We start from the raw sequence: 21066 nt of genomic DNA, 5'->3' as shown, positions 1-21066 counted from the left end.
ATAAAAGTAAGAATTTTGAATGAATTAAGTCAAACTAAAACAAAGGAAGTCTATTGATTTTTCAACAGCTTATAAACGTTACATTTAAGCCTATAACAAGTCTAATACTACTGTAATTTCTTCCACTTATCTTTATAAGTAGGTGCAATCTTATTTAAAACTGTTATCATTTGTGATTGATTTCTCGATGCACCTCCATCAGAAAAAATATTTACTATTTCATCTCCTTTAGCATCTAGGAAAACGCGAATCATATAATTACCAATAGTAATATTGTGTAGTTTGTCTAAATCTAAAACACTTTTTTCAATTGCTTCTTTAGCTGAATTTTTATTATCAGCAAAATTATCGAAACCGTTACGGTGATAATTGTAGTAGATACTTCGTAAGGCACTAAATTTAGAAGACAATAAATTATCTATTAAAGCAAAACGATTTTGTTTTCCTACTTGATTTTGCCAACCAGATTCTCCATTAGATTGCGCCAGCAACATAATGTTTTCCGCTTGTTTTAAATAAGTCTCTCCTCCCTTCAAAGCAAAGGTATCTGTATCAACTCCTAATATTGTATACACATAAAAAGCAATTGTAGAGATTAAATTTGATTCGTAAATAGTTGGATTGTAAATTAACGGATCAAACTCATTATAACGAAAGTTAAAGTTTGTATCATTAATATTTAAAACAGGTGTAGCGTAGGTTGAGTTATATACAGGTCGTGTTGACTGCACTTGTAAACTTCCTGAAAAATTATTCCCGTTTTGCTCGTTTATTATAATATTGAATGCGCAGTTAATTCGTTCTTGTTGCTTAAAATTTTTATTTGTCCATTGTTTATCATTAATAAACTCTGTTAATGCTTTTTGTAACGTTTGATAAACTTGCTTGTTACTACTTTGTACTTTATCTGAATTGATAATTACAGTAGCATTCAACTCTTGCGAATAAGAAGAAAAAGTAACAGAAAGAAGAAAAAAAATAAAGAAAAACTTACGCATTTAATTTTTGTATTATTTCGTTAACGATATCTTTTGACACTGCTTTTTTTGATTTTAAATCAAATGATTTTTCATTAAAATCAGCATCAATAACTGTAATTTTATTGGTGTCGGTTGCAAAACCAGCACCTTTATCACGTAACGAATTTAATACAATAAAATCTAAATTTTTGCGTGTAAGCTTACTTTTTGCGTTTTGTACCTCATCGTTCGTTTCTAATGCAAAACCAACTAACAACTGTTTTTTCTTAATTTCTCCTAGAGATTTTAAGATATCTTTAGTTGGTTCTAACTCAATACTTAACGCTGCTTCTTTCTTTTTTATTTTTTGAGTAGCTACATTTTTTGGTCGATAGTCTGAAACTGCCGCCGATAACACAGCTATATCAACCTCAGCAAAGTACTTATGACATGTTTCATACATATCTTGAGCTGATTTCACATCTATTCTATGAATAAAAGAATGATGTACTTGTTGATGAGAAGGACCTGCTACTAAAAACACCTCAGCTCCTAAATTAGCCGCTGTTTTTGCAATTTCAAACCCCATTTTACCTGAAGAATGATTTCCAATAAAACGAACAGGATCTATTGCTTCATAGGTTGGACCTGCGGTAATTAGCATTTTTTTCCCTCGAAGCGGTAGTTTAGATACAATATCTTTCTCTATAAAGTCAACAATGTCTTCTGGTTCAGCCATACGACCTTCTCCAACCAATCCGCTTGCTAATTCACCCGAAGTAGCAGGAATTAATATATTTCCAAAACTTTGTAAACTTTCTAAACTAGTTTTTGTTGATGGATGTTGGTACATATCTAAATCCATCGCAGGAGCAAAATACACTGGACATTTTGCTGATAAATAGGTTGCCAATAATAAATTATCGCAAGTACCATTTGTCATTTTAGATAAGGTATTTGCTGTAGCTGGGGCTATTAACATTAAATCTGCCCACAAACCTAAATCTACATGATTATTCCACAATTCATTTTCATCTTCTTTATCATAAAAGGTAGAATGAACTGGATTTTTTGATAAGGTGGAAAGTGTAAGAGGTGTTATAAAATCTTTAGACGCAGGAGTCATAATTACTTTGACTTCTGCGCCTGATTTTATAAACAAGCGAACTAAACTCGCTGTTTTATATGCCGCTATACCGGCGGTAACACCAAGTAAAACTTTTTTACCGCTTAGTACAGACATATTATTTTGTCTCTGGAGTTCTATAATATACCTTCTCATTTAACCACTCTTCTACTGCAATAGCATGTGGTTTAGGTAAACGCTCATAAAATTTAGAAACTTCGATTTGTTCTTTATTTTCAAAAACTTCTTCTAAACTATCGTTATAGGTAGCAAACTCATCTAACTTGTCAACTAATTCCTTCTTTAAATCAGAATTAATTTGTGTAGCTCTCTTTGCTATAATAGAAATAGCTTCATAAATATTATGTGTTGGAGCCTCGATAGCTTCTTTATTATAAGTTACGGTACTTAACGGCGCTTTCGTTTCTTTATAATCCATTTTTTAACTTTTAGCTAATTGTTCTTGTTCTTTGTTTAATGTTGCTAACATTTCGTTTGATTCTTCCATGAATTTTGATTCAGGAAAATTTCTTTTTAATTTTTCGTATGCCTTGATAGCATTTTTTATCCTTTCTGCTTTTCTCCTTTGTCTACTTCTTATAGCTAAATCGTGTGCTGCTTTTAAACGATAATATAAAGCTTCTTCTTTATACTTTGTTCCTAAATAATCTTCTAATAAATTATCAAAAGCTACAATTGCTGCTTTGTAGTTTCTAGAATCATATTCAGCAGTCCTATAATATGTTTTTGCAATTTCAAAAGATTTCTTTTCTAGTTTTGCTCTTAATTCAGCATGATACTTGTTAGCCTCCTCTAATTTATCTGAGTCTGGATAATTATCTATAAACTTCTGAAAAGCCTCTAAAGCTTTGTTTGTATCAGTTGGATCTAAACTAAAACTTGGCGCTGCTTTGTAATAGCTTAACGCTGATAAAAAAGCGGCCTCTTCTCTTTTTGAACTTTTTGGGTAATTTCCAGTAAATCTATTAAAGTAATATCCTGCTAACCCGTAATTTTTCTCATTAAAGTTAGATTGAGAAACCATAAATTGAATACGCTCCATTTGAGGTTTACCTCTGTATGAAGGTGTTATCTTTTCAAACAAACGTAAAGCTTTACTGTACTTTTGAGCTTCGTACATTTTTACAGCCATTTTGTATTGTTCTTCTACAGTTCCTTTATTCAATACTTTTTGATACTCTCCACATGAAGAAAGTACTAAAAGCATTACAGCAATATACGCTAGATTTTTCATTTTTTGCATCTGGCAAAATTAGTGATTAATTATGGATTATTAAAACGATTTTTTATCTCATAAATGAGATTTACAAGAAACTACAAAATCTGTTATAATTTTTCCAAAGAACTCCTAAATGTTTGTTAATCTTATTCCTGTGTTCCTGATGCAGATTGAGCTACTATTTGCTTTACATCATTATCAAATAAATACAATCCTCCTTTATCGTCTCCAATTAAATTAATTTTATCTAAAATGTTACGTGCCAATGCTTCTTCCTCAATTTGCTCAGATACATACCACTGTAAAAAGTTATGTGTTGCATAGTCTTTTTCTTGTAATGTGATATGTACTAAATCATTTATCGATTTAGACACCATTACCTCATGATCAAACAATGTTTGAAACATATCTTTAAAAGACCCAAATTTTGCTGGTGGTTCTTTTAAATCAGAAATATGAGCATGTCCACCTCGTTCGTTTACGAATTTTACTAACTTTAACATGTGCATACGCTCTTCATCTGAATGTGCGTACATAAATTGTGACACCCCTTCAAAACCTTGAACTTCTGCCCAACATGCCATAGCTAAATATATTTGAGAAGACTCTGCTTCTACTCTTATTTGATCATTTAATGCTTGTTCTATTACTTTTGATAACATATTTTCTACTTTAAAAATTACTCTTTATACAAAGATGCTAAAAAAAGACTTAAGTGAAAAGTAAATACCTTACCTTACGGTTATAAAAAGTATGCTGTTTATTAAAAATATGTCTGTAATTATATTTTTTATCATTGACCTAAAAATAAAAGTACTTTAATCCATTATAAGCCTTTAAACAAACGTTAAAATTTTATTAAAAGTAAAAAACTTTTATTTTGTTTCCATACATTTACTAAAGTAAAATTGCATTAATGAAAAAAAATAATCAAAAATTATTTTCTAAAAACAAATTTTAATAAAAGAATAGTCTAGCAAAATTTATTTCATGATGAACATGATGAATGAGTTTTGAAAATTATAGGCATAAACTTTGGGTGCCTTAAAATGACCAAGGCAAATCTAATTATAAAAACTTTAATATGAAAAATTTAAAAAGTTTAGGAAAAATTTTAAACAGTAATGAGCAAAAAGCCGTGTATGGTGGTTTAGATTATCCAAAAAAAGCCTGTGACCAACCTGTATGTTGTTATGAGAGATTAGTTTACAGAAATGGCTGGGTCATGGAAGTAGTTTGTGAAGAAGGTCAAAACTAATCCTATTCTATATTTTACACTTTCAAGCGCCCCTTTTTAGGGCGCTTTTAATTAATAAAAACTTATTAAGTTAATAATTTATAGTTTTTCAAAACAATGGGAATAATATTCTAACTAAAAAAAGACCATAGTTTATAATAAACTATGGTCTTTTTAACTCCTTTTTCTATATGCTCCTTTTATAGATTATCTATAAAGTCTGATATTTTTGTTTGTAGTTCTTCTGAAGCTGTTACTAATGGTAAACGTACTTCATCTAAACAGATTCCTAACTTTTGTAATACCGCTTTAATTCCCGCAGGATTATTTTCTTCAAAAATTAGATTTACTATATCCATTAGTTTGTAGTGTATATCGTAAGCCTCTTTTGCTTTTCCTTCTAACCCTAACTGAATCATTTTTGAAAACTCTTTTGGTAATGCTTGCCCTATTACAGAAATAACTCCTGCTCCACCTGCTAAAGTTACTCCAACAGCCAAATCATCATCACCTGAAATTACTAAAAAGTCTTCAGGCTTATCTTTTAACAACTCATAGTATTGTTGTTGATTGTTTCCTGCTTCTTTAACTGCAACAATGTTTTCAAAATCTCTTGCTAATCGTAAAGTTGTTGCTGGCTCTATATTTTTTGCTGTTCTACCAGGAACATTATACATAATAATTGGCTTAGGGCTCGCTAAAGAAATTGCTTTGTAATGTTGATAGAACCCTTCTTGAGTTGGTTTGCTATAATACGGGGCTACTGATAAAATTCCGTCTATTTCCGATAAGTCTAAAGATTGTAGTTCTTCAACAACAGTTTGTGTGTTGTTTCCTCCAACCCCTAAAACTAAAGGTAAACGCCCTTTATTTTCTTCAGCAATTACTTTTATTATTTCTAATTTTTCTTCTTTAGTAATTGTTGCACTTTCTCCAGTAGTTCCATTTATTACTAAATAGTTTGTACCGTTTTCAATATTGTAATTTACTAACTTTTTAAGTGCTTCAAAGTCTACACTTAAATCTTCATTGAAAGGAGTTACTAAAGCTACTCCAGTTCCTACAAACTTTTGCATTATATTTTATTTAAAATCGTTAGGTATTTTTTTAATTCTTGGTTTAAAACAGCTTCGTTAAAACTAGCATCAGATACTACTATATCGTACAATCTATCGTCAATTTCTGCAAAACCTGCTTTAAAATCTGCTTGTGACAACAAAGTTACCATATTCGTTAATAAGTTTGACGTTTTTGTATAGTTTATAAGTAGGTCGTATTTGTTTTTAACGAAATCTTTTAAATTGTCGGATTTTAAACTCGCTTTGAAACCAAAATCTTTTTCGGTAAAAAACTCTGGAGAGGGTTCCTCCTTTTTTGAGTACTCTTTACAAACTAGTACTCTTATGTCTGTTTTTTGAAAAGGAAAAATGTTTGTTAAGTTGGCTATTACTACATTTACTAAAGCTTCATTATCTAGCAATATTGCTACACTTTTAACTTTAGTTTCTTTATGAGGGATATTCTCTTTTTTTACAACTAGTTTGTCGTATGCTTTCTGAATAGATTTCTTCTTTAGGGTACTTATCATCTGTAAAAATTACGAGTAGCTAATTTATATTATTTCTCATCAATTTCTAATAATAAAAATTGATTTAATTGCCTTCCATACAACTGAAAATTATCATCAGCAGCCAAGATTAACGATTTATTTCCGTTTTGCAATATTGGACCAAAAGTAATCGCTTCAATGTTATCTATTATCCCATCGGTTAATTGATTTTTAACAGTACTAAAATCAAATAACAGCTCTTTTTTTAATGGTGTATATTTTTCGTTTTTTAAAGATTGATTTTCTAATGTATTTGTTGAAGTTTTATCTATAGTTGCTTTAAAAATTCTAACTACATTTCCATGGCTACCATAACCACTTTGATATGCTCTTTCAATTATAAAAAACTGATTCTTTCGGTATTCTAAAATAGCCGTAGTTCCGTTTAGGTTTATTTTTCCTTTAGCTGGTTTATCAATTTTCTCTAATTGATATGCAAATTGTTTGGTCGCTTTTTTTGATTCGTTATCAAAATAGGTAATTCTGATAGGAGATTGTGTTTCGTGAAATGTAGGCTCTTCTCCATCTACTTCTAAAGGAGCTTCCATTGCTACCCAGAAACCTTTTCCGTCAAAACTTTTTGAAGAACTTTCAAAAACACCGTTATGCTTTGGTTTCGCTTTGGATGTTGCTTTGAAATAATTAGGTATTTCTACCCCTTGTTTAAAGTTTCCTTTTGTGTCTATTTCAAATATACTTGGGTCTTTTTTATATTGAATAGACCCTTCACTTACTAAATTTATGGTTCCGTTATCTACGAATACAGATTCTAAATCCAATACATGGTTTTTAGTAAACTTACTTATAGTATCAACTATAATAACATCTTCAAAATTTACCGATTGTATTGAATCATTTTTAACAATAATATCTCCTACTAAAATTCTTGGATTTGTAGCATCATCCACTACCATATAGTAGTTGTTATTGTAATAATCAATTCCAGAAATCCCACCGATAACAGTGTTATTGATAACTAAAGAATCTTTTATCAAATACTCGTCTAAAAACTTAAGTGTTGTTTTTTGCTTTTTACAAGCAAGTAAACCAAAAACGGATAGGACTAATACTATTTTTTTCATACTTACAAAAGTATTGTTTTTAGTTTATGTAAGCATTAAGAATTATAACGTCTAAGTAAATAGATTTTTATTATGTATGAAAAAATATATTCTTTTAATTTTAAAACTGATAGCTGCTATTATAATGCTTCAAACATTATTTTTTAAATTTACTGGAGCTCAAGAAAGCATTGATTTGTTTGTTAAAATAGCTGGAGATAACGAGACTTACATGCGAATAGGTACAGGTGTTTTTGAATTAATTGCTTCCGTACTTTTATTTATCCCCAAAAAAACTTGGTTAGGAGCCTTATTAACTATTGGTTTAATGGGTGGAGCAATTATGAGCCACTTAACTATTTTAGGTATTGAACACGATGGCGATGGTGGCATTTTGTTTATTAGTGCTATCGTAACTTTCATCTCTGGAGTTATTCTATTAATTTTTAATAGAAATAATATACCTTTTGTTAGAAATAAACATTAATTTAAATTAAAAAGAGCAGTTCTAAAACTGCCCTTTTTGATTAATTTACTCCTATAAATATTTCTACTTCTGCATTTGTTGGGTCTGATGCTTTTGCTCCATACAACTCATAATCGGAAGTATAAGCTCTTTTTATATCTTCATTCCAAATTTCTAACCATTTGTTATAGACAATATTCTCTGTTAAGCTTCCCTTTGCTGCATATGTTTTATAGTTTGGTGCTGCTATTTTTTTACACACAAACCCTTCTGGGATATTACCTATTTCACTTACCTTACAACCGATGATTGTTGTGTATGGCTTAGTATAATCTGATTCATAATCCGTATACACAACATATACTTCATTTGAAAGTTTATTTGGGATTTGTTCAACTATATTCTCCGACATAAATCGTTGCCATAAAGCAGGTATATCTTTTGCTGCTTGTTGATTCTCATTAGTAGTTCTTACTGAAATTCCTATCACGTAAAACGATTCTTTTTGTCCTGTACTCATTTTTTGTTTTTTATTTTCAACAAAAATAAAGTGCCGCTATGTCAACCCTATGTCAGTAGTTTTTAATTTTCTTTAGCTATAATTGCTTTAACAATTAAATATTGAGAAACGACATACAGGACAATTATAGCAATATCAAACAACCTTTTAGTTGTATAAAAGTTATTCAATGCTATAAGGCTATCAGAAGCAACAAACAAAACAGCTCCTAACAACAACCATGAATTCGCTGTGTTTTTTTGCTGACGATAATTTAGTAATGCTGCTGTTCCAAAAGTTGAAATAGCTATTCCGTACACCAATACAGGTAGCAACATGTCTCCTAAATTATTATAAATTAAACCTAAGAGTCCCACAAATAACAATACAAAGGGAACTGCTGATGTTAGTATTTTAACTACTGAATCCTTATACAAAAAGCTTGTCGTTATTTTAATATAAACAACATGTGCTACTAAAAACGAGGCCAAACCAAATACAAAAAAGTTTGTTTTATCAAGCAAGAAAACATCACCCCAAAACGAAAAAAACAAAGCCGATAACAACCAGAAACGATGCTTACTTACCGATACCAAATACACTACTGCTAGTGATGTCATTAATAACGGTTTAAAAATCATTTCTATTGTTTTATTTTGTGTAATTACTGCATACACATCGGTAATAGCAACCAATAAAAAAACGATGGAAGCTAGGGTTATTTTAGTTTGTTTGGTCATTTTTTAGTGTTAGGTGTTAGATAAATTAGTTTTTAATTTTCACTATCTACTGTCGTCTACTGTCTAAAAACTAAGCAATCGTATCAATAAAATCTTGTTCTGAAATAATGGGAATTCCCAGGCTTTCAGCTTTGGTAAGCTTACTCGGCCCCATATTATCACCTGCTACAATATATGTAGTTTTTTTAGAAATGGAACTCGACACCTTACCACCGTTGTCTTCAATTGCTTTTTTAAGTTCAGTTCTACTCATTTGATGAAAAACTCCTGAAACAACAAATACTTTCCCAGCTAACTTATCTGTTTGTCCTTCTAAACTTTCTGCTGAAACTTCTAGTTGAACTCCGTGTGATTTTAATCGGTTTATTAAGTCTATGTTCCCTAAATTGTTCGAAAAATCAATAATACTTTGTGCTATTCTATCACCAATTTCATCAACAGAAATTAAGGTTTCCAAATCGGCATTCATTAAATTATCGATTGACTTAAAATGTTTTGCTAGCTTTTTAGCCACAGTTTCACCTACAAAACGGATTCCTAATGCAAACAATACTTTTTCAAACGGAATTTCTTTTGATTTTTCAATTCCTTCAATCATATTTTGCGCTGATTTTTCAGCCATTCGCTCTAACGGAATAACTTGTTCTACCGTTAAATCATATAAATCTGCGTAGTTCTTTATCAGTCCTTCTTTGCGTAATAAATCAACCGTTTCTCCTCCTAAGCCATCAATATCCATGGCTTTTCTACTGATAAAATGCTTGATTCTACCTGTAATTTGAGGCGCACATCCAAATTCGTTCGGACAATAATGTTTTGCATCTCCTTCAGTTCTGACTAATTCAGTATTACATTCGGGGCAATGGGTTGCATATTGCGTAGGAACAGAGTCTTCTGGTCGCTTTGTTAAATCAACAGCTATAATTTTCGGGATAATTTCTCCTCCTTTTTCTACAAAAACAGTGTCTCCTACTCGTACATCTAACTTTGCTATTTGGTCGGCGTTATGTAATGAAGCTCTTTTTACAATCGTTCCAGCTAATTGTACAGGTTCTAAGTTTGCTACAGGTGTTATTGCTCCTGTTCTACCTACTTGATAGGTAATTTCATTTAATACTGTTGAAACTTGCTCTGCCTTAAATTTATAAGCGATTGCCCAACGAGGTGCTTTTGAAGTATAACCTAGTTCGTCTTGTTGCTGAAACGAATTTACTTTCACCACTACTCCATCCGTTTCATAAGGTAACGTGTGACGTTTAACATCCCACTCGTTTACAAAATCTAACACCTCCTCAATCGACTTAGCTAAAACAATAGTGTCTGGAATTTTAAATCCAACTTTTCTGGCGGCTTCTAAACTTTCAAAATGCGAAGCATATTTACGCTCTCTTGTCACTAATTGATACAACAAACAATCTAGTGGTCTTTTTGCTACTTCTGCACTATCTTGTAGCTTCAAGCTTCCACTAGCGGTATTACGCGGGTTTCGATATGGTTCTTCATCTTTCGCAATACGTTCTTCATTCATTTTATTAAATCCATCTAACGGTAAAATGATTTCTCCTCGCATTTCAAAATCAGAAACAAAGTCGTTATTTAGTAATAATGGAATGGATTTTATGGTACGAATATTAGTGGTTACATTATCTCCTTGAAAACCGTCTCCACGAGTAACTGCTTGTACAAACTCACCATTCTCATAAGTAAGATTTATTGAAGCTCCATCGTATTTTAATTCACAGGTATATTCAACTTCATCGGTTCCTAAAATTTTCTGGACACGTTTTTCCCAATCTAACAAATCTTCTTTAGAATACGAATTGTCTAACGAATACATTCTATGTTTGTGAGTAACCGTTTCAAAGTTTTTAGTTACTTCTCCTCCTACTCGTTGCGTTGGGGAATTTGAATCAAAATATTCTGGATTTTCGTCTTCTAACTGCTGAAGCTCTTTTAACTTAATATCAAATTCATAATCTGATATGGTTGGTGCATCCAACACATAATAACTATGATTATGTTTGTGTAACTCTTCTCTTAATTGTTGTATCTTCTCCTGAACTGTCATTAAATTATTTTCTAACGGTACCTGTAAAATGATTTATTTTCGAATTGATTGGGTTTCCTGATGCTCTTCTGAATGAAGCTAACTGACCTGCATGCCAAATAGCATCTGCTATTGGACCATTAATTGCATTCCATAATGGAAATTCTTTTTCTCCAAAGATTATTTTGAATTGTGACACATCATCACTACTTCTTAAAATATCACTAGCTCGTTTTAAGTTTTCTAAGGTTATTTTTCTTTTTTCACCAAAGGTCATTTTAACCTGTTTTTTTTCATTAGGTTTACTTAAAGCAGCATTTAAAATTACCTGCGATAAACTTAACACATGATCTATTGTTTCTCCTGTCGTTTTTGCTTCAGTGCTTGGTTTATACTCTAAATCTTTCTCAGTTAAACCTTCTGTCGCCCAATAATAACGAAATCCTAATCCATCTATCATTCTACTAATCACAGAACCCGCAGTAAACTCTTTTTCTTCTTTTGGAATTTCGTAATATGGTAATTTGGATTGTGCGGTTGTTATTGCTGCAAATAATAACAACATTGGTGTAAGTACTACTTTCATTTTTTTTATTTTGATGCTAATTTAATAAAAAGATACGAGTGGTATACACTAAAGTAGTATACGAGTAAAAAACAAAAAACCGAGGTAATCCCTTACCTCGGTCGTTAAAAAATAAACTATGTGTATAGTTTATTTTTTTAACCACATAGTATAGATGGTTTCTTCATTTTTTGCTGAAACTAGTAACATTGTTTCACTAATTTTTTCAATTTTTAAATTTTTATCAAAGCTTTTATCATCAAACTCTAACTCATTTTTATCGGTTATCAATTTCCATGTACCATTCTCTTCTTTATTACTCATCATTACGTGATACCTTCCATCAGAGTTTAATTCTAACCAATTACTACCATTCAAAAACTCGAATTTTTCATTTCCAATTTTCATTGAATCTACGAACCACTTACCAGACACTAATGTTCTCAGTTCTTGTGAATGGCTTAGTGAGCTAACACCAAGCACTAGAAATAGTAATATTACTACTTTTTTCATTAAGGGGATATTTAGGGGTTATTCTTTATTCAAATATAATAAAAAAGCTGAAGTAAATCAATACTTCAGCTTTTTATATACTTTTAAAAGTATATTAATAATAGGTATAACGACGTACTTTAGCTATATGCTTTGCTAAACGCATTACTTGATGTGAATAACCATATTCATTATCGTACCATACATAAATTACGATAGTATCTCCGTCAGCTATTGTTGCCTTACTGTCGAAAATAGATGGTGCTGTTGTTCCTACAATATCAGAAGACACTAATTCATTACTTAATGAGTATTGAATTTGCTCTACCAAATCTCCTTCTAAGGCGTACTGCTTCATGATAGCGTTTACTGACTCTACTGTTGCTGGAGTATTTAATTGTAAGTTTAAGATTGCTAACGATCCGTTAGGCACTGGTACACGAATAGCACTTGAGGTTAACTTACCCGCTAATGCTGGTAATGCTTTTGCTACTGCTTTTCCTGCTCCTGTTTCTGTAATTACCATGTTTAACGCAGCAGCTCTACCTCTACGGTATTTCTTATGCATGTTATCAACCAAGTTTTGATCGTTTGTATATGCATGAATTGTTTCTAAGTGTCCTTTTTTTATTCCGAAGTTATCTTCTAACACTTTTAATACTGGTGTAATAGCATTGGTAGTACATGAAGCTGCTGAGAAAATATCGATATTATCAGGGTTATTTTCTTCATGGTTTACACCGTGAACAATGTTAGGTACACCTGCACCTGGAGCTGTTAATAATACTTTACTTGCTCCTTTTGCTTTTAAGTGACGACTTAATGCTTCTTCATCTCTAAAAGCTCCTGTGTTATCAATAATTAACGCATCGTTAATTCCATATTGCGTATAATCAATATCTTCTGGTTGTGCAGCAGAAATCATGTAAACAGTTGTACCGTTAATGATTAAAGCGTTGTTATCAGCATCTACCTGAACTGTTCCTAAGAAATCTCCATGTACAGAATCTACACTTAACAAAGAAGCTCTTTTTTCTAATACTGTTTGATCTATTTTACCACGAGTTACTACAGCTCTTAATCGTAATTGAGAACCTTTACCCATTTTACTGCTCAACTCACGAGCTAATAAACGACCAATACGTCCAAAACCGTATAATACCACGTCTTTTGGTTGAATATTTTCTGCCTCTGTAGCATCTTTTAATTGCTCTTTTACAAAAGCTATTTTATCTACCGATGCTTCATCTTGTAAATGATATTCGTATGCTAATTTACCAATATCTAATTTTGATGGTGGTAAATCAATTGATTGAATTGATTTAGCTATTTCTAAAGCATCTTCTATTGTTATTGGCTTCGCTACAAATTCTTTAGCATAATCGATTAAATTTAAAACCTCACTAGCTCTTTTATCTACCAATGGATTTCTAAATAATACTAACTCGATAGATTTATCGTACCATAAATCGTTAACGATGTTTATAAACTCAACCGTAGCTCTTCGAACTTGTGCTTGATTTACTACTTCTTTTTCGTAATTTGTTATTGTTGACATAGTTGTGTGTTAACTAAAATTAAAAAATTTTTGCAAAAATAGGTATTTCTTCTTTATTTCTTGTTGGTTTTACAAAAGAAAAAAGCCCTGTTAAAAATCGTTTTAACAGGACTTTTTTTATTTAGTATATAGTTTATTCTTCTAAATATTTTTTTCATTAACCTAATATCTAAATCGCTCTATTTGACCTGATGGACTAATCATCTCTAATAAAAGCCTTTTACCACTACCATACGAACGATCTAACATACCAACAGCTTCTTTTGCATTACTTACTTTTTTTCCATTAATTTTGGTTAAAATATACCCTTTTCCCACTTCAAATTGTTTAAAAGCTATATTTTGAGTTCTTTTGATTTTAGCTCCTCCATCTAATTTAAACTTTTCCCTATCTTCTTTTGTAAGATCTTCAAACTCTGTTTCTAAAACTCTACTTACTGGTAACTTTATAAGCTTGGTTAATTTAACTACTTTAGTCAACTCTTCTCCATCTCTATCAATTGTTAAATTCACATATTCTCCAGGTCTTTTTGCCGTTAACTGTCCTTTTAAATCTGAAAACTTAGAAATCTTTATATCGTTTACTTTTGTTATAATATCTCCTTCTTCCAAGCCAGCTTTTTTAGCCCCTCCTTCTTCTAAAACTTCTCCTATTTTTACTCCTTCAATATTTACTGCTTCAATATCTACATTAATTCCTAAAACAGCTTGTTGTACCATTCCAAACTCTAGTAAATCATCTACTATTTTTTTAGCAATGTTTGAAGGTACAGCAAATGAATACCCTATAAAAGAGCCTGTTCTTGAAGAAATAGCTGTATTGATTCCTATTAATTCACCTCTTGTATTCACTAACGCTCCTCCACTGTTTCCTGGATTTACAGCAGCGTCTGTTTGAATAAATGAATCTATGTTTGTGTTACCATTTAAATCACGCCCTTTTGCACTTACAATACCTGCAGTAACAGTAGATGTTAAATTATAGGGATTTCCTACTGCTAATACCCATTCTCCTACTTTAATATTATCAGAATTTCCAAAAGGTAAATTTGGTAATTCAAAGTCAGCTTCTACTTTTAACAATGCTATATCATTCGCTTTATCAGCCCCTATTAATTCCGCTTTTATTTTTTTCTGATTGTTTAACGTAATCTCAATATCACTTGCTCCTTCAATCACATGATTATTAGTTACAATATATCCATCAGGAGAAATAATTACACCGCTACCTGTACCAACTTGTTGATATTTCCTTGTACCATTTCCTCCAAAGAAAAAACTATAAGGATCTTGTTGTGTTCTTATAGATGTATTTTTAACATGAACCACCGCATGTACTGTTTTATCAGCTGCTTCTGTAAAATCTGTTGGTGTTGATGTTGAGTTTATTATTGTTGGTGTATAACTTGCCTTTACAGTTTGCATTGTTGGCTCTACCTCTTTCTCTACTATTACTTGCGGTTCTTCTATTAGTGTTTTGTATCCTGCAAGTGCTATTGCGCCTCCTAAAATCGCAATTCCTAAAGTTCCAATAATTTTCTTCATATGCTTACAAAATTTTATACTTCAAATATACAATTTTAACATTTCAAGTAAATGTGTTTAACTTCTATTTAACTGATTTTAACCGCTATTTAACAGTCCTCTTTCCTTCATAAAATATGTATCTTTGTCCTTTATTATGGATTTAGAATTTTACAAATACCAAGGAACTGGTAACGATTTTATCATGATTGATAATCGTTCAAAAACCTTTCCAAAGAATAAAACTGACATAATTGCAAAATTATGCGATAGACACTTCGGTATTGGAGCTGATGGCTTTATATTACTTGAAGAAGATGATAATACCGATTTTAAAATGGTATATTATAACTCTGATGGTAATGAAAGTACTATGTGTGGCAATGGCGGACGCTGTATCGTAGCTTTTGCGCATAAACTTGAACTTTTTGAAACCGAAACTACTTTTATTGCTATTGACGGGCTGCATCATGCCTCTATTCTTAACAATCTTGTTTCTTTACAAATGATTGATGTTGACAAGGTAACTATTTTTGACAAATACGTTTTTACCAATACAGGATCTCCACACCATGTTCAGTTGGTAAACGACCTTACTAATTATGATGTGTTTTTTCAAATGGAAAAAAAATCAGGAATGAAATTTATGGTGCCGAAGGTAGCAACGTTAATTTTGTAGAACAAATCACAAATAACACTTTTAAAGTACGTACCTACGAGCGTGGCGTAGAAAATGAGACTTTAGCCTGCGGAACGGGTGTTACTGCCGTTGCTATAGCCATGCATGCTACTAAAAAAACCAACAGTTCATCTATAATCTTGCCTGTTGAAGGCGGGGAATTAGAAGTTTCTTTTGAAGAACAAGACGGAGTTTATTCGAATGTATTTTTAAAAGGTCCCGCTACATTTGTATTTGAGGGTAAAATAAATATTTAGTGCATACGTTAACTGGAACACATATCAAGTTAAGAGCTATAGAACCTGAAGATTTAGAGTTTTTATTTCAAATTGAAAATAATGAGTCTTTTTGGGAAGTAAGCCATACACAAGCTCCTTTTTCTAAATTTTTATTAAAACAATATTTAGAAAACGCTCACTTAGATATTTATGAAGCTAAACAATTACGATTAGTTATTGATGATAAAGTGACTAGTAAATCTATTGGGATGATAGATTTGTTCGATTTTAATCCGCAACATAAAAGAGCTGGTATCGGAATTTTAATTCACCCTGACTTTCAGCAGAAGGGATTTGCCTCTGAAGCTTTACAGTTACTAATAAAGTACTGTTTTATACATTTGCATTTACATCAACTATATGCAAATATCACTAGTGACAATACTAGTAGCTTACATCTTTTTGAAAAACAAAACTTTAAGCAAACTGGTATTAAAAAAGATTGGATATTTCATAATGAAACATATAAAGACGAACTATTATTTCAACTAATAAATGAATAAGAAAATTATTTTAGGAGGTATTGCTGCTATTTTTTTAATTGGCGGAATTATTGGATTTAACTACTATCAAAAAATCTTTGGTAAAGCTGTTACTAAAGATGGAGCTATATACATAGGCTCTAATGCTTCTTTTATAGATGTAAAAAAACAACTTACTGAATTTGTTAAAAATCCTGAAAATTTTGTTTGGGTTGCAGAAAAAAAAAAATTCACACAACCTAAAGGCGGAAAATACCTACTAAAAAAGGGCATGAACATGAATGATGTTGTAAACCTTTTACGTAGCGGAAATCAAACACCTATTACTCTATCATTCAACAATCAAGATACTTTAGAAAAATTAGCAGGTAGAATTGCTGAACAAATTGAAGCAGATTCAATTACTCTTTTACAAGCAATGAAAGATCCTGCTTTTTTAGCTACCAATAAATTTACTGAAAAATCTGCATTAGGAATGTACATTCCGAATAGTTATGAGTTTTATTGGAATACTTCTGCTGAAAAATTTCGCGATAAAATGCTACGCGAATACAATCGTTTTTGGACTTCTGCTAGGTTAGAAAAAGCTAAAAAACTAAACCTTTCAAAAGAAGAGGTAATTACATTAGCTTCTATCGTTCAGAAAGAAACAGCTAAAAAAATAGAACGCCCTGTCGTGGCTGGTTTGTATCTAAATAGATTAAGAGATAATTGGCCTTTACAAGCCGACCCAACAGTTATATATGCAATTAAAGAAGTTAAAGGACAAGATTTTGTTGTAAAAAGGGTTTTAAACAAAGATTTAGTGATAGACTCTCCTTACAATACTTATAAAAACACAGGACTTCCTCCTACTTTGATTGCAATGCCAGATATTTCATCTATTGATGCTGTTTTAAACCATCAAAAACACAATTATTACTACATGTGTGCTAGTGTTGATAAAATTGGCTTTCATGAATTTGCTAACTCTTTAGCACAACACAATCGAAATGCAGTGAAATATCAACAATGGATAAATCAACAAGGAATAAAGAGATAAATTAACAAAATTTTATTCTCATCAATTTCAATAAAACATTATTAAAAAGTTAATATAAAATAGTTTTTTTTGGTTTTTACCTAAAAAAAACACAGGAAAACAGCTTTATCATCAACAGCTAAAAAACTGTAAATTATTGATTTATAGCCTGTTATAAAAATTTACCGTATCTTTGCTGCGCTAAACAGAAAGTATTTAATTATCAGACATTTAGTATTAGTATTTTTAGGATTTGTATTATTAACCAGTTTTACAGAGACTACAACTAAAAAAGAAAAAACTACTACAACAACGCCAATACCAATTCACAAGGTAGAAAAGGTAAACATTCCTTTTTTATTAAATGATTTTGTAGGATTTAAAGAAGCCTTAGCTTTTAAAGAATCACAAGGTAGGTACAGAGTAGTTAATACACTTGGATATTTAGGGAAATACCAATTTGGTAAAGAAACCCTAAAGAGATTTAGAATTTACAATACCACTCATTTTCTTAGAAACCCAGAATTACAAGAACGCACATTTGTAGCGTACTGTAAATTAAACAAATGGATCTTAAGAAAAGACATTAAAAGAAGTGTTGGTAAAACTATTAATGGAGTTAAAATAACCGAATCTGGTATTTTAGCAGCAGCGCACTTAAGTGGCGCTGGTAATGTAAAAAAGTTCTTACGTTCAAATGGATCTATCCGTTTTAACGATGCCTATGGAACCTCTATACAATCATACCTTAAAAAGTTTGCTGGTTATGATGTTTCCAACATCAAAGCCAACAAAAAACCAACAGTTTAACCAAATAACCGAAGATATAAAAAAAGCATCGATTAAATCGATGCTTTTTTTATTTATGAATGATAAAAATTGCTGGTCGCTTATGTAAATCAGTCTTTACCTGCTTCCACTCTTTTATCGTTAGTGTTTTAATATATTCTGTTGGAAGTGTTATATCACACGCCACACAAACTCTTGTATCAGGAGACAAAGTAGCGCGTAAATCATCTAACATTTTTTCATTCCTGTAAGGAGTTTCGATAAAAAGCTGTGACTGATTTTTTTCTTTTGAAAGCTTCTCTAAATCTTTAATTGCTTTTTTTCTGTCTGACTTATCAATAGGTAAATATCCGTTAAACGCAAAACTCTGCCCATTCATACCAGACGCCATAATTGCCAACAAAATAGAAGAAGGTCCTACCAATGGAACTACTTGAATCCCTTTTTGATGCGCCAACTTAACAATACTTGCGCCTGGATCTGCTACTGCTGGCACACCTGCTTCAGAAAGCAAACCTACTGATATTCCTTTTTCACAAACATCTAAATAATTCTTAGTTTCTAAATCATCAGAATACTTATCTAACAACATCAACTCCAATGAAGGTTGTGATTTTGTTGGTGTAATTCTTTTAATGAACCTTCGAGCAGACTTTTCGTTTTCAACAATAAAGTAATCTAATTGTTCTACCACTTTTTTTACTGACAATGGCATCACCTCTAATGGTTCAGTATCACCTAACGTTGTAGGAATCAAGTATAATTTACCTTTCATTATTTCTGTTCTAATTTTGAAGCTATAATTTCACACGCTTCGTCTAACATTTTATACACGTTTTCAAAACCTTGACCTCCTCCATAGTAAGGATCTGGAACACTCCTGTTTTCATCAGGATACAATTCGTTCAAAATCATCTTTACTTTTTCATGTTGCTCTTCATTTTCAGACAAAGCTACAATATCTGCATAATTATTTTGATCCATTGCAAAAATCATGTCAAACTTATCAAAATCAGCTTTTGTAAATTTTCTTGAACGTTGATTGGTAATATCTATCCCATATTTTCTAGCTACTTCAATAGAGCGCCCATCAGGTAATTCACCTACATGATAACCCGCAGTACCGGCAGAATCAACTATAAAACTTTCAGATGATAATTTAGATTTTAAAATTCCCTCAGCAAGAGGAGATCGGCAAATATTACCTAAACAAACCATTAATATTTTTTTCATACTCATAAAAAAACCTCACTAGGTGAGGTTCGTTGTTTATAAAGTTAACTTTTTTGTTAAGTCTTCTACATACTTTTTAAACTGCTTATCAGTTTCAGTCAAATTATCTACAGTTTTGCACGCATGTAATACAGTAGCGTGATCTCTTTTACCTATTTGACTTCCAATGCTTGCTAACGATGATTTTGTCATACGTTTAGCAAAGTACATCGCTAACTGACGAGCCTGTACAATATGACGCTTACGTGTTTTTGACTGTAAGGTTGCCACATCCATATCAAAGTATTTCGATACTACTTTTTGAATGTAATCAATAGACAGTTCTTTTTTCGTGTTCTTAACAAATTTATCTACAATCTGCTTTGCTAATTCAATTGTAAACTCTTTTCTATTAAAAGAAGCTTGAGCTATCATTGAAATTATCACTCCTTCTAACTCACGAACATTCGACTTTATATTCTTTGCTATATACTCAACAATTTCTTCAGGCATTTCAACACCATCTCTATACAATTTGTTTTGTAAGATTGAAATTCTTGTTTCGTAATCAGGTGCTTGTAACTCAGCTGATAACCCCCATTTAAAACGAGATAATAACCGTTGTTCGATATCTTGCATATCAACAGGTGCTTTATCCGAAGTTAAAATAACCTGTTTTCCATTTTGATGTAGATGATTGAAAATATGGAAGAACACATCTTGCGTACCAGCTTTTCCTGATAAAAACTGCACATCATCAATAATCAACACATCAATCATTTGGTAGAAATGAATAAAATCATTTCTGGTATTTGATTTTACAGAATCAATAAACTGTTGTGTAAATTTTTCAGAAGAAATATACAATACCGTTTTATCTGGATATTTATCTTTAATCTCAACACCAATAGCGTGAGCTAAGTGTGTTTTTCCTAATCCAACTCCACCATATATTAGTAATGGGTTAAATGAAGTTCCTCCTGGTTTATTAGCCACAGCCATACCTGCAGAACGTGCTAATCTATTTGAATCTCCTTCAACAAAATTTACAAAGTTATAATTTGGGTTTAGTTGAGATTCTATCTTTACTTTTTGCAAGCCAGGAATTACAAATGGATTTTTTAGTTCTCGTTTTGATTCTAACGGAACGGTTACTTTTTGTGGTTTTAACGGATTACGATTTGAACTAGGTATTTTTACTGTTTGCGGACTATTACTACTATACGTATTTTCCATACGTACATCATAAATTAGCTTAGCATCATTACCTAACTGACGAACCAAAGCTACTCTTAACAGTTTGATGTAATGCTCTTCTAGCCACTCATAAAAAAACTTACTAGGAACCTGAACCGTCAATGCTTCCCCTGCCAATTTAATTGGCTTTATAGGCTCAAACCAAGTTTTATATGCCTGCGGCTTAATGTTGTCTTTTATAAAAGACAAACATTCCATCCAAACTGAATCGGCTGTTTTAGTCAT

General features: G+C 31.5%; 23 protein-coding genes and 1 pseudogene. 6 read left to right on the top strand and 18 right to left on the bottom strand.

What is annotated here, in order from left to right; translation table 11 throughout:
* Window positions 1–107: 107 nt before the first annotated feature.
* The 5 genes from porD to ACXIHB_RS00100 form a co-directional block, all read right to left on the bottom strand.
* Window positions 108–998, bottom strand: a complete 891-nt coding sequence (porD, locus tag ACXIHB_RS00120; RefSeq protein WP_462098614.1) for a type IX secretion system protein PorD — start codon at window positions 996–998, stop codon at window positions 108–110.
* A complete protein-coding gene (gene coaBC / locus ACXIHB_RS00115; RefSeq protein WP_462098613.1) occupies window positions 991–2202 on the bottom strand; it encodes a bifunctional phosphopantothenoylcysteine decarboxylase/phosphopantothenate--cysteine ligase CoaBC in 1212 nt (403 codons plus the stop codon). The genes porD and coaBC overlap by 8 nt, the downstream gene beginning before the upstream one ends.
* 1 nt (window position 2203) lies before the next feature.
* On the bottom strand, window positions 2204–2524 hold the full coding sequence (locus tag ACXIHB_RS00110) for a DNA-directed RNA polymerase subunit omega (protein WP_047789179.1): 321 nt from the start codon (window positions 2522–2524) through the stop codon (window positions 2204–2206).
* A 3-nt stretch (window positions 2525–2527) separates the two neighbouring features.
* Window positions 2528–3340, bottom strand: a complete 813-nt coding sequence (locus tag ACXIHB_RS00105; protein WP_231128391.1) for an outer membrane protein assembly factor BamD — start codon at window positions 3338–3340, stop codon at window positions 2528–2530.
* 131 nt (window positions 3341–3471) lie between these two features.
* Window positions 3472–3987: a ferritin gene (locus ACXIHB_RS00100; protein ID WP_159615472.1), complete on the bottom strand. Its 516-nt coding sequence runs from the start codon at window positions 3985–3987 to the stop codon at window positions 3472–3474.
* 422 nt (window positions 3988–4409) lie between these two features.
* Between ACXIHB_RS00100 and ACXIHB_RS00095 the strand changes: the two genes are divergently transcribed.
* Window positions 4410–4583, top strand: a complete 174-nt coding sequence (locus ACXIHB_RS00095) for a hypothetical protein (protein ID WP_253055842.1) — start codon at window positions 4410–4412, stop codon at window positions 4581–4583.
* A gap of 179 nt (window positions 4584–4762) precedes the next feature.
* Here ACXIHB_RS00095 and dapA read toward each other — a convergent pair whose 3' ends face one another.
* From dapA to ACXIHB_RS00080, 3 genes are read right to left on the bottom strand one after another with little or no spacing between them, the layout of a single operon-like run.
* Complete coding sequence (gene dapA / locus ACXIHB_RS00090; RefSeq protein WP_462098612.1) at window positions 4763–5638, bottom strand: 4-hydroxy-tetrahydrodipicolinate synthase; 876 nt, start codon at window positions 5636–5638, stop codon at window positions 4763–4765.
* Window positions 5638–6150, bottom strand: a complete 513-nt coding sequence (locus tag ACXIHB_RS00085) for a DUF6913 domain-containing protein (protein WP_047789183.1) — start codon at window positions 6148–6150, stop codon at window positions 5638–5640. Before ACXIHB_RS00085 ends, dapA begins: the two co-directional genes overlap by 1 nt.
* A gap of 29 nt (window positions 6151–6179) precedes the next feature.
* Entirely contained in the window at window positions 6180–7253 is a 1074-nt protein-coding gene (locus ACXIHB_RS00080) for an esterase-like activity of phytase family protein (protein WP_462098611.1), read from the bottom strand.
* A 76-nt stretch (window positions 7254–7329) separates the two neighbouring features.
* Here ACXIHB_RS00080 and ACXIHB_RS00075 point away from each other — a divergent pair, with 76 nt between their 5' ends.
* Window positions 7330–7719: a DoxX family membrane protein gene (locus ACXIHB_RS00075; protein WP_047789184.1), complete on the top strand. Its 390-nt coding sequence runs from the start codon at window positions 7330–7332 to the stop codon at window positions 7717–7719.
* A 40-nt stretch (window positions 7720–7759) separates the two neighbouring features.
* On the opposite strand, the gene ACXIHB_RS00070 is transcribed toward ACXIHB_RS00075, so the two are convergent.
* From ACXIHB_RS00070 to ACXIHB_RS00040, 7 genes are all read right to left on the bottom strand, one after another.
* A complete protein-coding gene (locus ACXIHB_RS00070) occupies window positions 7760–8218 on the bottom strand; it encodes a GyrI-like domain-containing protein (RefSeq protein ID WP_173360844.1) in 459 nt (152 codons plus the stop codon).
* A gap of 62 nt (window positions 8219–8280) precedes the next feature.
* Window positions 8281–8937, bottom strand: coding sequence for a lysoplasmalogenase (locus tag ACXIHB_RS00065; protein WP_073181144.1), 657 nt, complete (start codon window positions 8935–8937; stop codon window positions 8281–8283).
* A gap of 70 nt (window positions 8938–9007) precedes the next feature.
* Window positions 9008–11005 (bottom strand): NAD-dependent DNA ligase LigA, encoded by a 1998-nt coding sequence (ligA, locus tag ACXIHB_RS00060; RefSeq protein ID WP_462098610.1) that lies wholly within the window; start codon window positions 11003–11005, stop codon window positions 9008–9010.
* Between the two features lie 4 nt (window positions 11006–11009).
* Window positions 11010–11570, bottom strand: coding sequence for a hypothetical protein (locus ACXIHB_RS00055; protein WP_239178880.1), 561 nt, complete (start codon window positions 11568–11570; stop codon window positions 11010–11012).
* 129 nt (window positions 11571–11699) lie between these two features.
* A complete protein-coding gene (locus ACXIHB_RS00050; RefSeq protein WP_047789188.1) occupies window positions 11700–12062 on the bottom strand; it encodes a hypothetical protein in 363 nt (120 codons plus the stop codon).
* Window positions 12063–12156: 94 nt separating this feature from the next.
* Window positions 12157–13599, bottom strand: coding sequence for a glyceraldehyde-3-phosphate dehydrogenase (locus tag ACXIHB_RS00045; protein WP_073181150.1), 1443 nt, complete (start codon window positions 13597–13599; stop codon window positions 12157–12159).
* 162 nt (window positions 13600–13761) lie between these two features.
* The gene (locus ACXIHB_RS00040; RefSeq protein WP_047789190.1) at window positions 13762–15144 is read right to left on the bottom strand and encodes a trypsin-like peptidase domain-containing protein; all 1383 of its coding nucleotides are present in this window, start codon (window positions 15142–15144) and stop codon (window positions 13762–13764) included.
* A gap of 136 nt (window positions 15145–15280) precedes the next feature.
* On the opposite strand from ACXIHB_RS00040, the pseudogene dapF reads away from it, so the two are divergent.
* The 4 genes and pseudogenes from dapF (at window position 15281) to ACXIHB_RS00020 (ending at window position 18393) form a co-directional block, all read left to right on the top strand.
* Window positions 15281–16059, top strand: a pseudogene (gene dapF, locus ACXIHB_RS00035) (diaminopimelate epimerase).
* A complete protein-coding gene (locus ACXIHB_RS00030) occupies window positions 16059–16583 on the top strand; it encodes a GNAT family N-acetyltransferase (RefSeq protein ID WP_462098609.1) in 525 nt (174 codons plus the stop codon). Before dapF ends, ACXIHB_RS00030 begins: the two are co-directional and overlap by 1 nt.
* A complete protein-coding gene (gene mltG / locus ACXIHB_RS00025; protein WP_462098608.1) occupies window positions 16576–17604 on the top strand; it encodes an endolytic transglycosylase MltG in 1029 nt (342 codons plus the stop codon). Before ACXIHB_RS00030 ends, mltG begins: the two co-directional genes overlap by 8 nt.
* 168 nt (window positions 17605–17772) lie before the next feature.
* Window positions 17773–18393: a peptidoglycan-binding protein LysM gene (locus ACXIHB_RS00020; RefSeq protein ID WP_073182625.1), complete on the top strand. Its 621-nt coding sequence runs from the start codon at window positions 17773–17775 to the stop codon at window positions 18391–18393.
* Between the two features lie 49 nt (window positions 18394–18442).
* Here the strand turns inward: ACXIHB_RS00020 and ACXIHB_RS00015 are convergent, their stop codons facing one another.
* Genes ACXIHB_RS00015 through dnaA form a run of 3 tightly spaced genes read right to left on the bottom strand, consistent with a single transcriptional unit; the run spans window position 18443 to window position 21066 of the window.
* Window positions 18443–19147 (bottom strand): SAM-dependent methyltransferase, encoded by a 705-nt coding sequence (locus ACXIHB_RS00015; protein WP_159492357.1) that lies wholly within the window; start codon window positions 19145–19147, stop codon window positions 18443–18445.
* Window positions 19147–19605 (bottom strand): low molecular weight protein-tyrosine-phosphatase, encoded by a 459-nt coding sequence (locus ACXIHB_RS00010; protein WP_167713548.1) that lies wholly within the window; start codon window positions 19603–19605, stop codon window positions 19147–19149. Before ACXIHB_RS00010 ends, ACXIHB_RS00015 begins: the two co-directional genes overlap by 1 nt.
* A 36-nt stretch (window positions 19606–19641) precedes the next feature.
* Entirely contained in the window at window positions 19642–21066 is a 1425-nt protein-coding gene (gene dnaA, locus ACXIHB_RS00005; RefSeq protein ID WP_047789195.1) for a chromosomal replication initiator protein DnaA, read from the bottom strand.

Source organism: Tenacibaculum sp. IMCC1 (assembly GCF_054906355.1).
The sequence above is the reverse complement of the archived record's forward strand: the minus strand, read 5'-3'. Positions and strand labels throughout refer to the sequence as shown.

Coding starts and splice junctions, on each gene's coding strand:
- ACXIHB_RS00085 (WP_047789183.1), bottom strand. CDS start 6,150: ATGATAAGTACCCTAAAGAAGAAATCTATTCAGAAAGCATACGACAAA.
- ACXIHB_RS00070 (WP_173360844.1), bottom strand. CDS start 8,218: ATGAGTACAGGACAAAAAGAATCGTTTTACGTGATAGGAATTTCAGTA.
- ACXIHB_RS00050 (WP_047789188.1), bottom strand. CDS start 12,062: ATGAAAAAAGTAGTAATATTACTATTTCTAGTGCTTGGTGTTAGCTCA.
- ACXIHB_RS00015 (WP_159492357.1), bottom strand. CDS start 19,147: ATGAAAGGTAAATTATACTTGATTCCTACAACGTTAGGTGATACTGAA.
- mltG (WP_462098608.1), top strand. CDS start 16,576: ATGAATAAGAAAATTATTTTAGGAGGTATTGCTGCTATTTTTTTAATT.
- ACXIHB_RS00040 (WP_047789190.1), bottom strand. CDS start 15,144: ATGAAGAAAATTATTGGAACTTTAGGAATTGCGATTTTAGGAGGCGCA.
- coaBC (WP_462098613.1), bottom strand. CDS start 2,202: ATGTCTGTACTAAGCGGTAAAAAAGTTTTACTTGGTGTTACCGCCGGT.
- ACXIHB_RS00055 (WP_239178880.1), bottom strand. CDS start 11,570: ATGAAAGTAGTACTTACACCAATGTTGTTATTATTTGCAGCAATAACA.
- ACXIHB_RS00045 (WP_073181150.1), bottom strand. CDS start 13,599: ATGTCAACAATAACAAATTACGAAAAAGAAGTAGTAAATCAAGCACAA.
- ACXIHB_RS00095 (WP_253055842.1), top strand. CDS start 4,410: ATGAAAAATTTAAAAAGTTTAGGAAAAATTTTAAACAGTAATGAGCAA.
- ACXIHB_RS00075 (WP_047789184.1), top strand. CDS start 7,330: ATGAAAAAATATATTCTTTTAATTTTAAAACTGATAGCTGCTATTATA.
- dapA (WP_462098612.1), bottom strand. CDS start 5,638: ATGCAAAAGTTTGTAGGAACTGGAGTAGCTTTAGTAACTCCTTTCAAT.
- ACXIHB_RS00065 (WP_073181144.1), bottom strand. CDS start 8,937: ATGACCAAACAAACTAAAATAACCCTAGCTTCCATCGTTTTTTTATTG.
- ACXIHB_RS00105 (WP_231128391.1), bottom strand. CDS start 3,340: ATGAAAAATCTAGCGTATATTGCTGTAATGCTTTTAGTACTTTCTTCA.
- ACXIHB_RS00110 (WP_047789179.1), bottom strand. CDS start 2,524: ATGGATTATAAAGAAACGAAAGCGCCGTTAAGTACCGTAACTTATAAT.
- ligA (WP_462098610.1), bottom strand. CDS start 11,005: ATGACAGTTCAGGAGAAGATACAACAATTAAGAGAAGAGTTACACAAA.
- ACXIHB_RS00010 (WP_167713548.1), bottom strand. CDS start 19,605: ATGAAAAAAATATTAATGGTTTGTTTAGGTAATATTTGCCGATCTCCT.
- ACXIHB_RS00100 (WP_159615472.1), bottom strand. CDS start 3,987: ATGTTATCAAAAGTAATAGAACAAGCATTAAATGATCAAATAAGAGTA.
- porD (WP_462098614.1), bottom strand. CDS start 998: ATGCGTAAGTTTTTCTTTATTTTTTTTCTTCTTTCTGTTACTTTTTCT.
- dnaA (WP_047789195.1), bottom strand. CDS start 21,066: ATGACTAAAACAGCCGATTCAGTTTGGATGGAATGTTTGTCTTTTATA.
- ACXIHB_RS00080 (WP_462098611.1), bottom strand. CDS start 7,253: ATGAAAAAAATAGTATTAGTCCTATCCGTTTTTGGTTTACTTGCTTGT.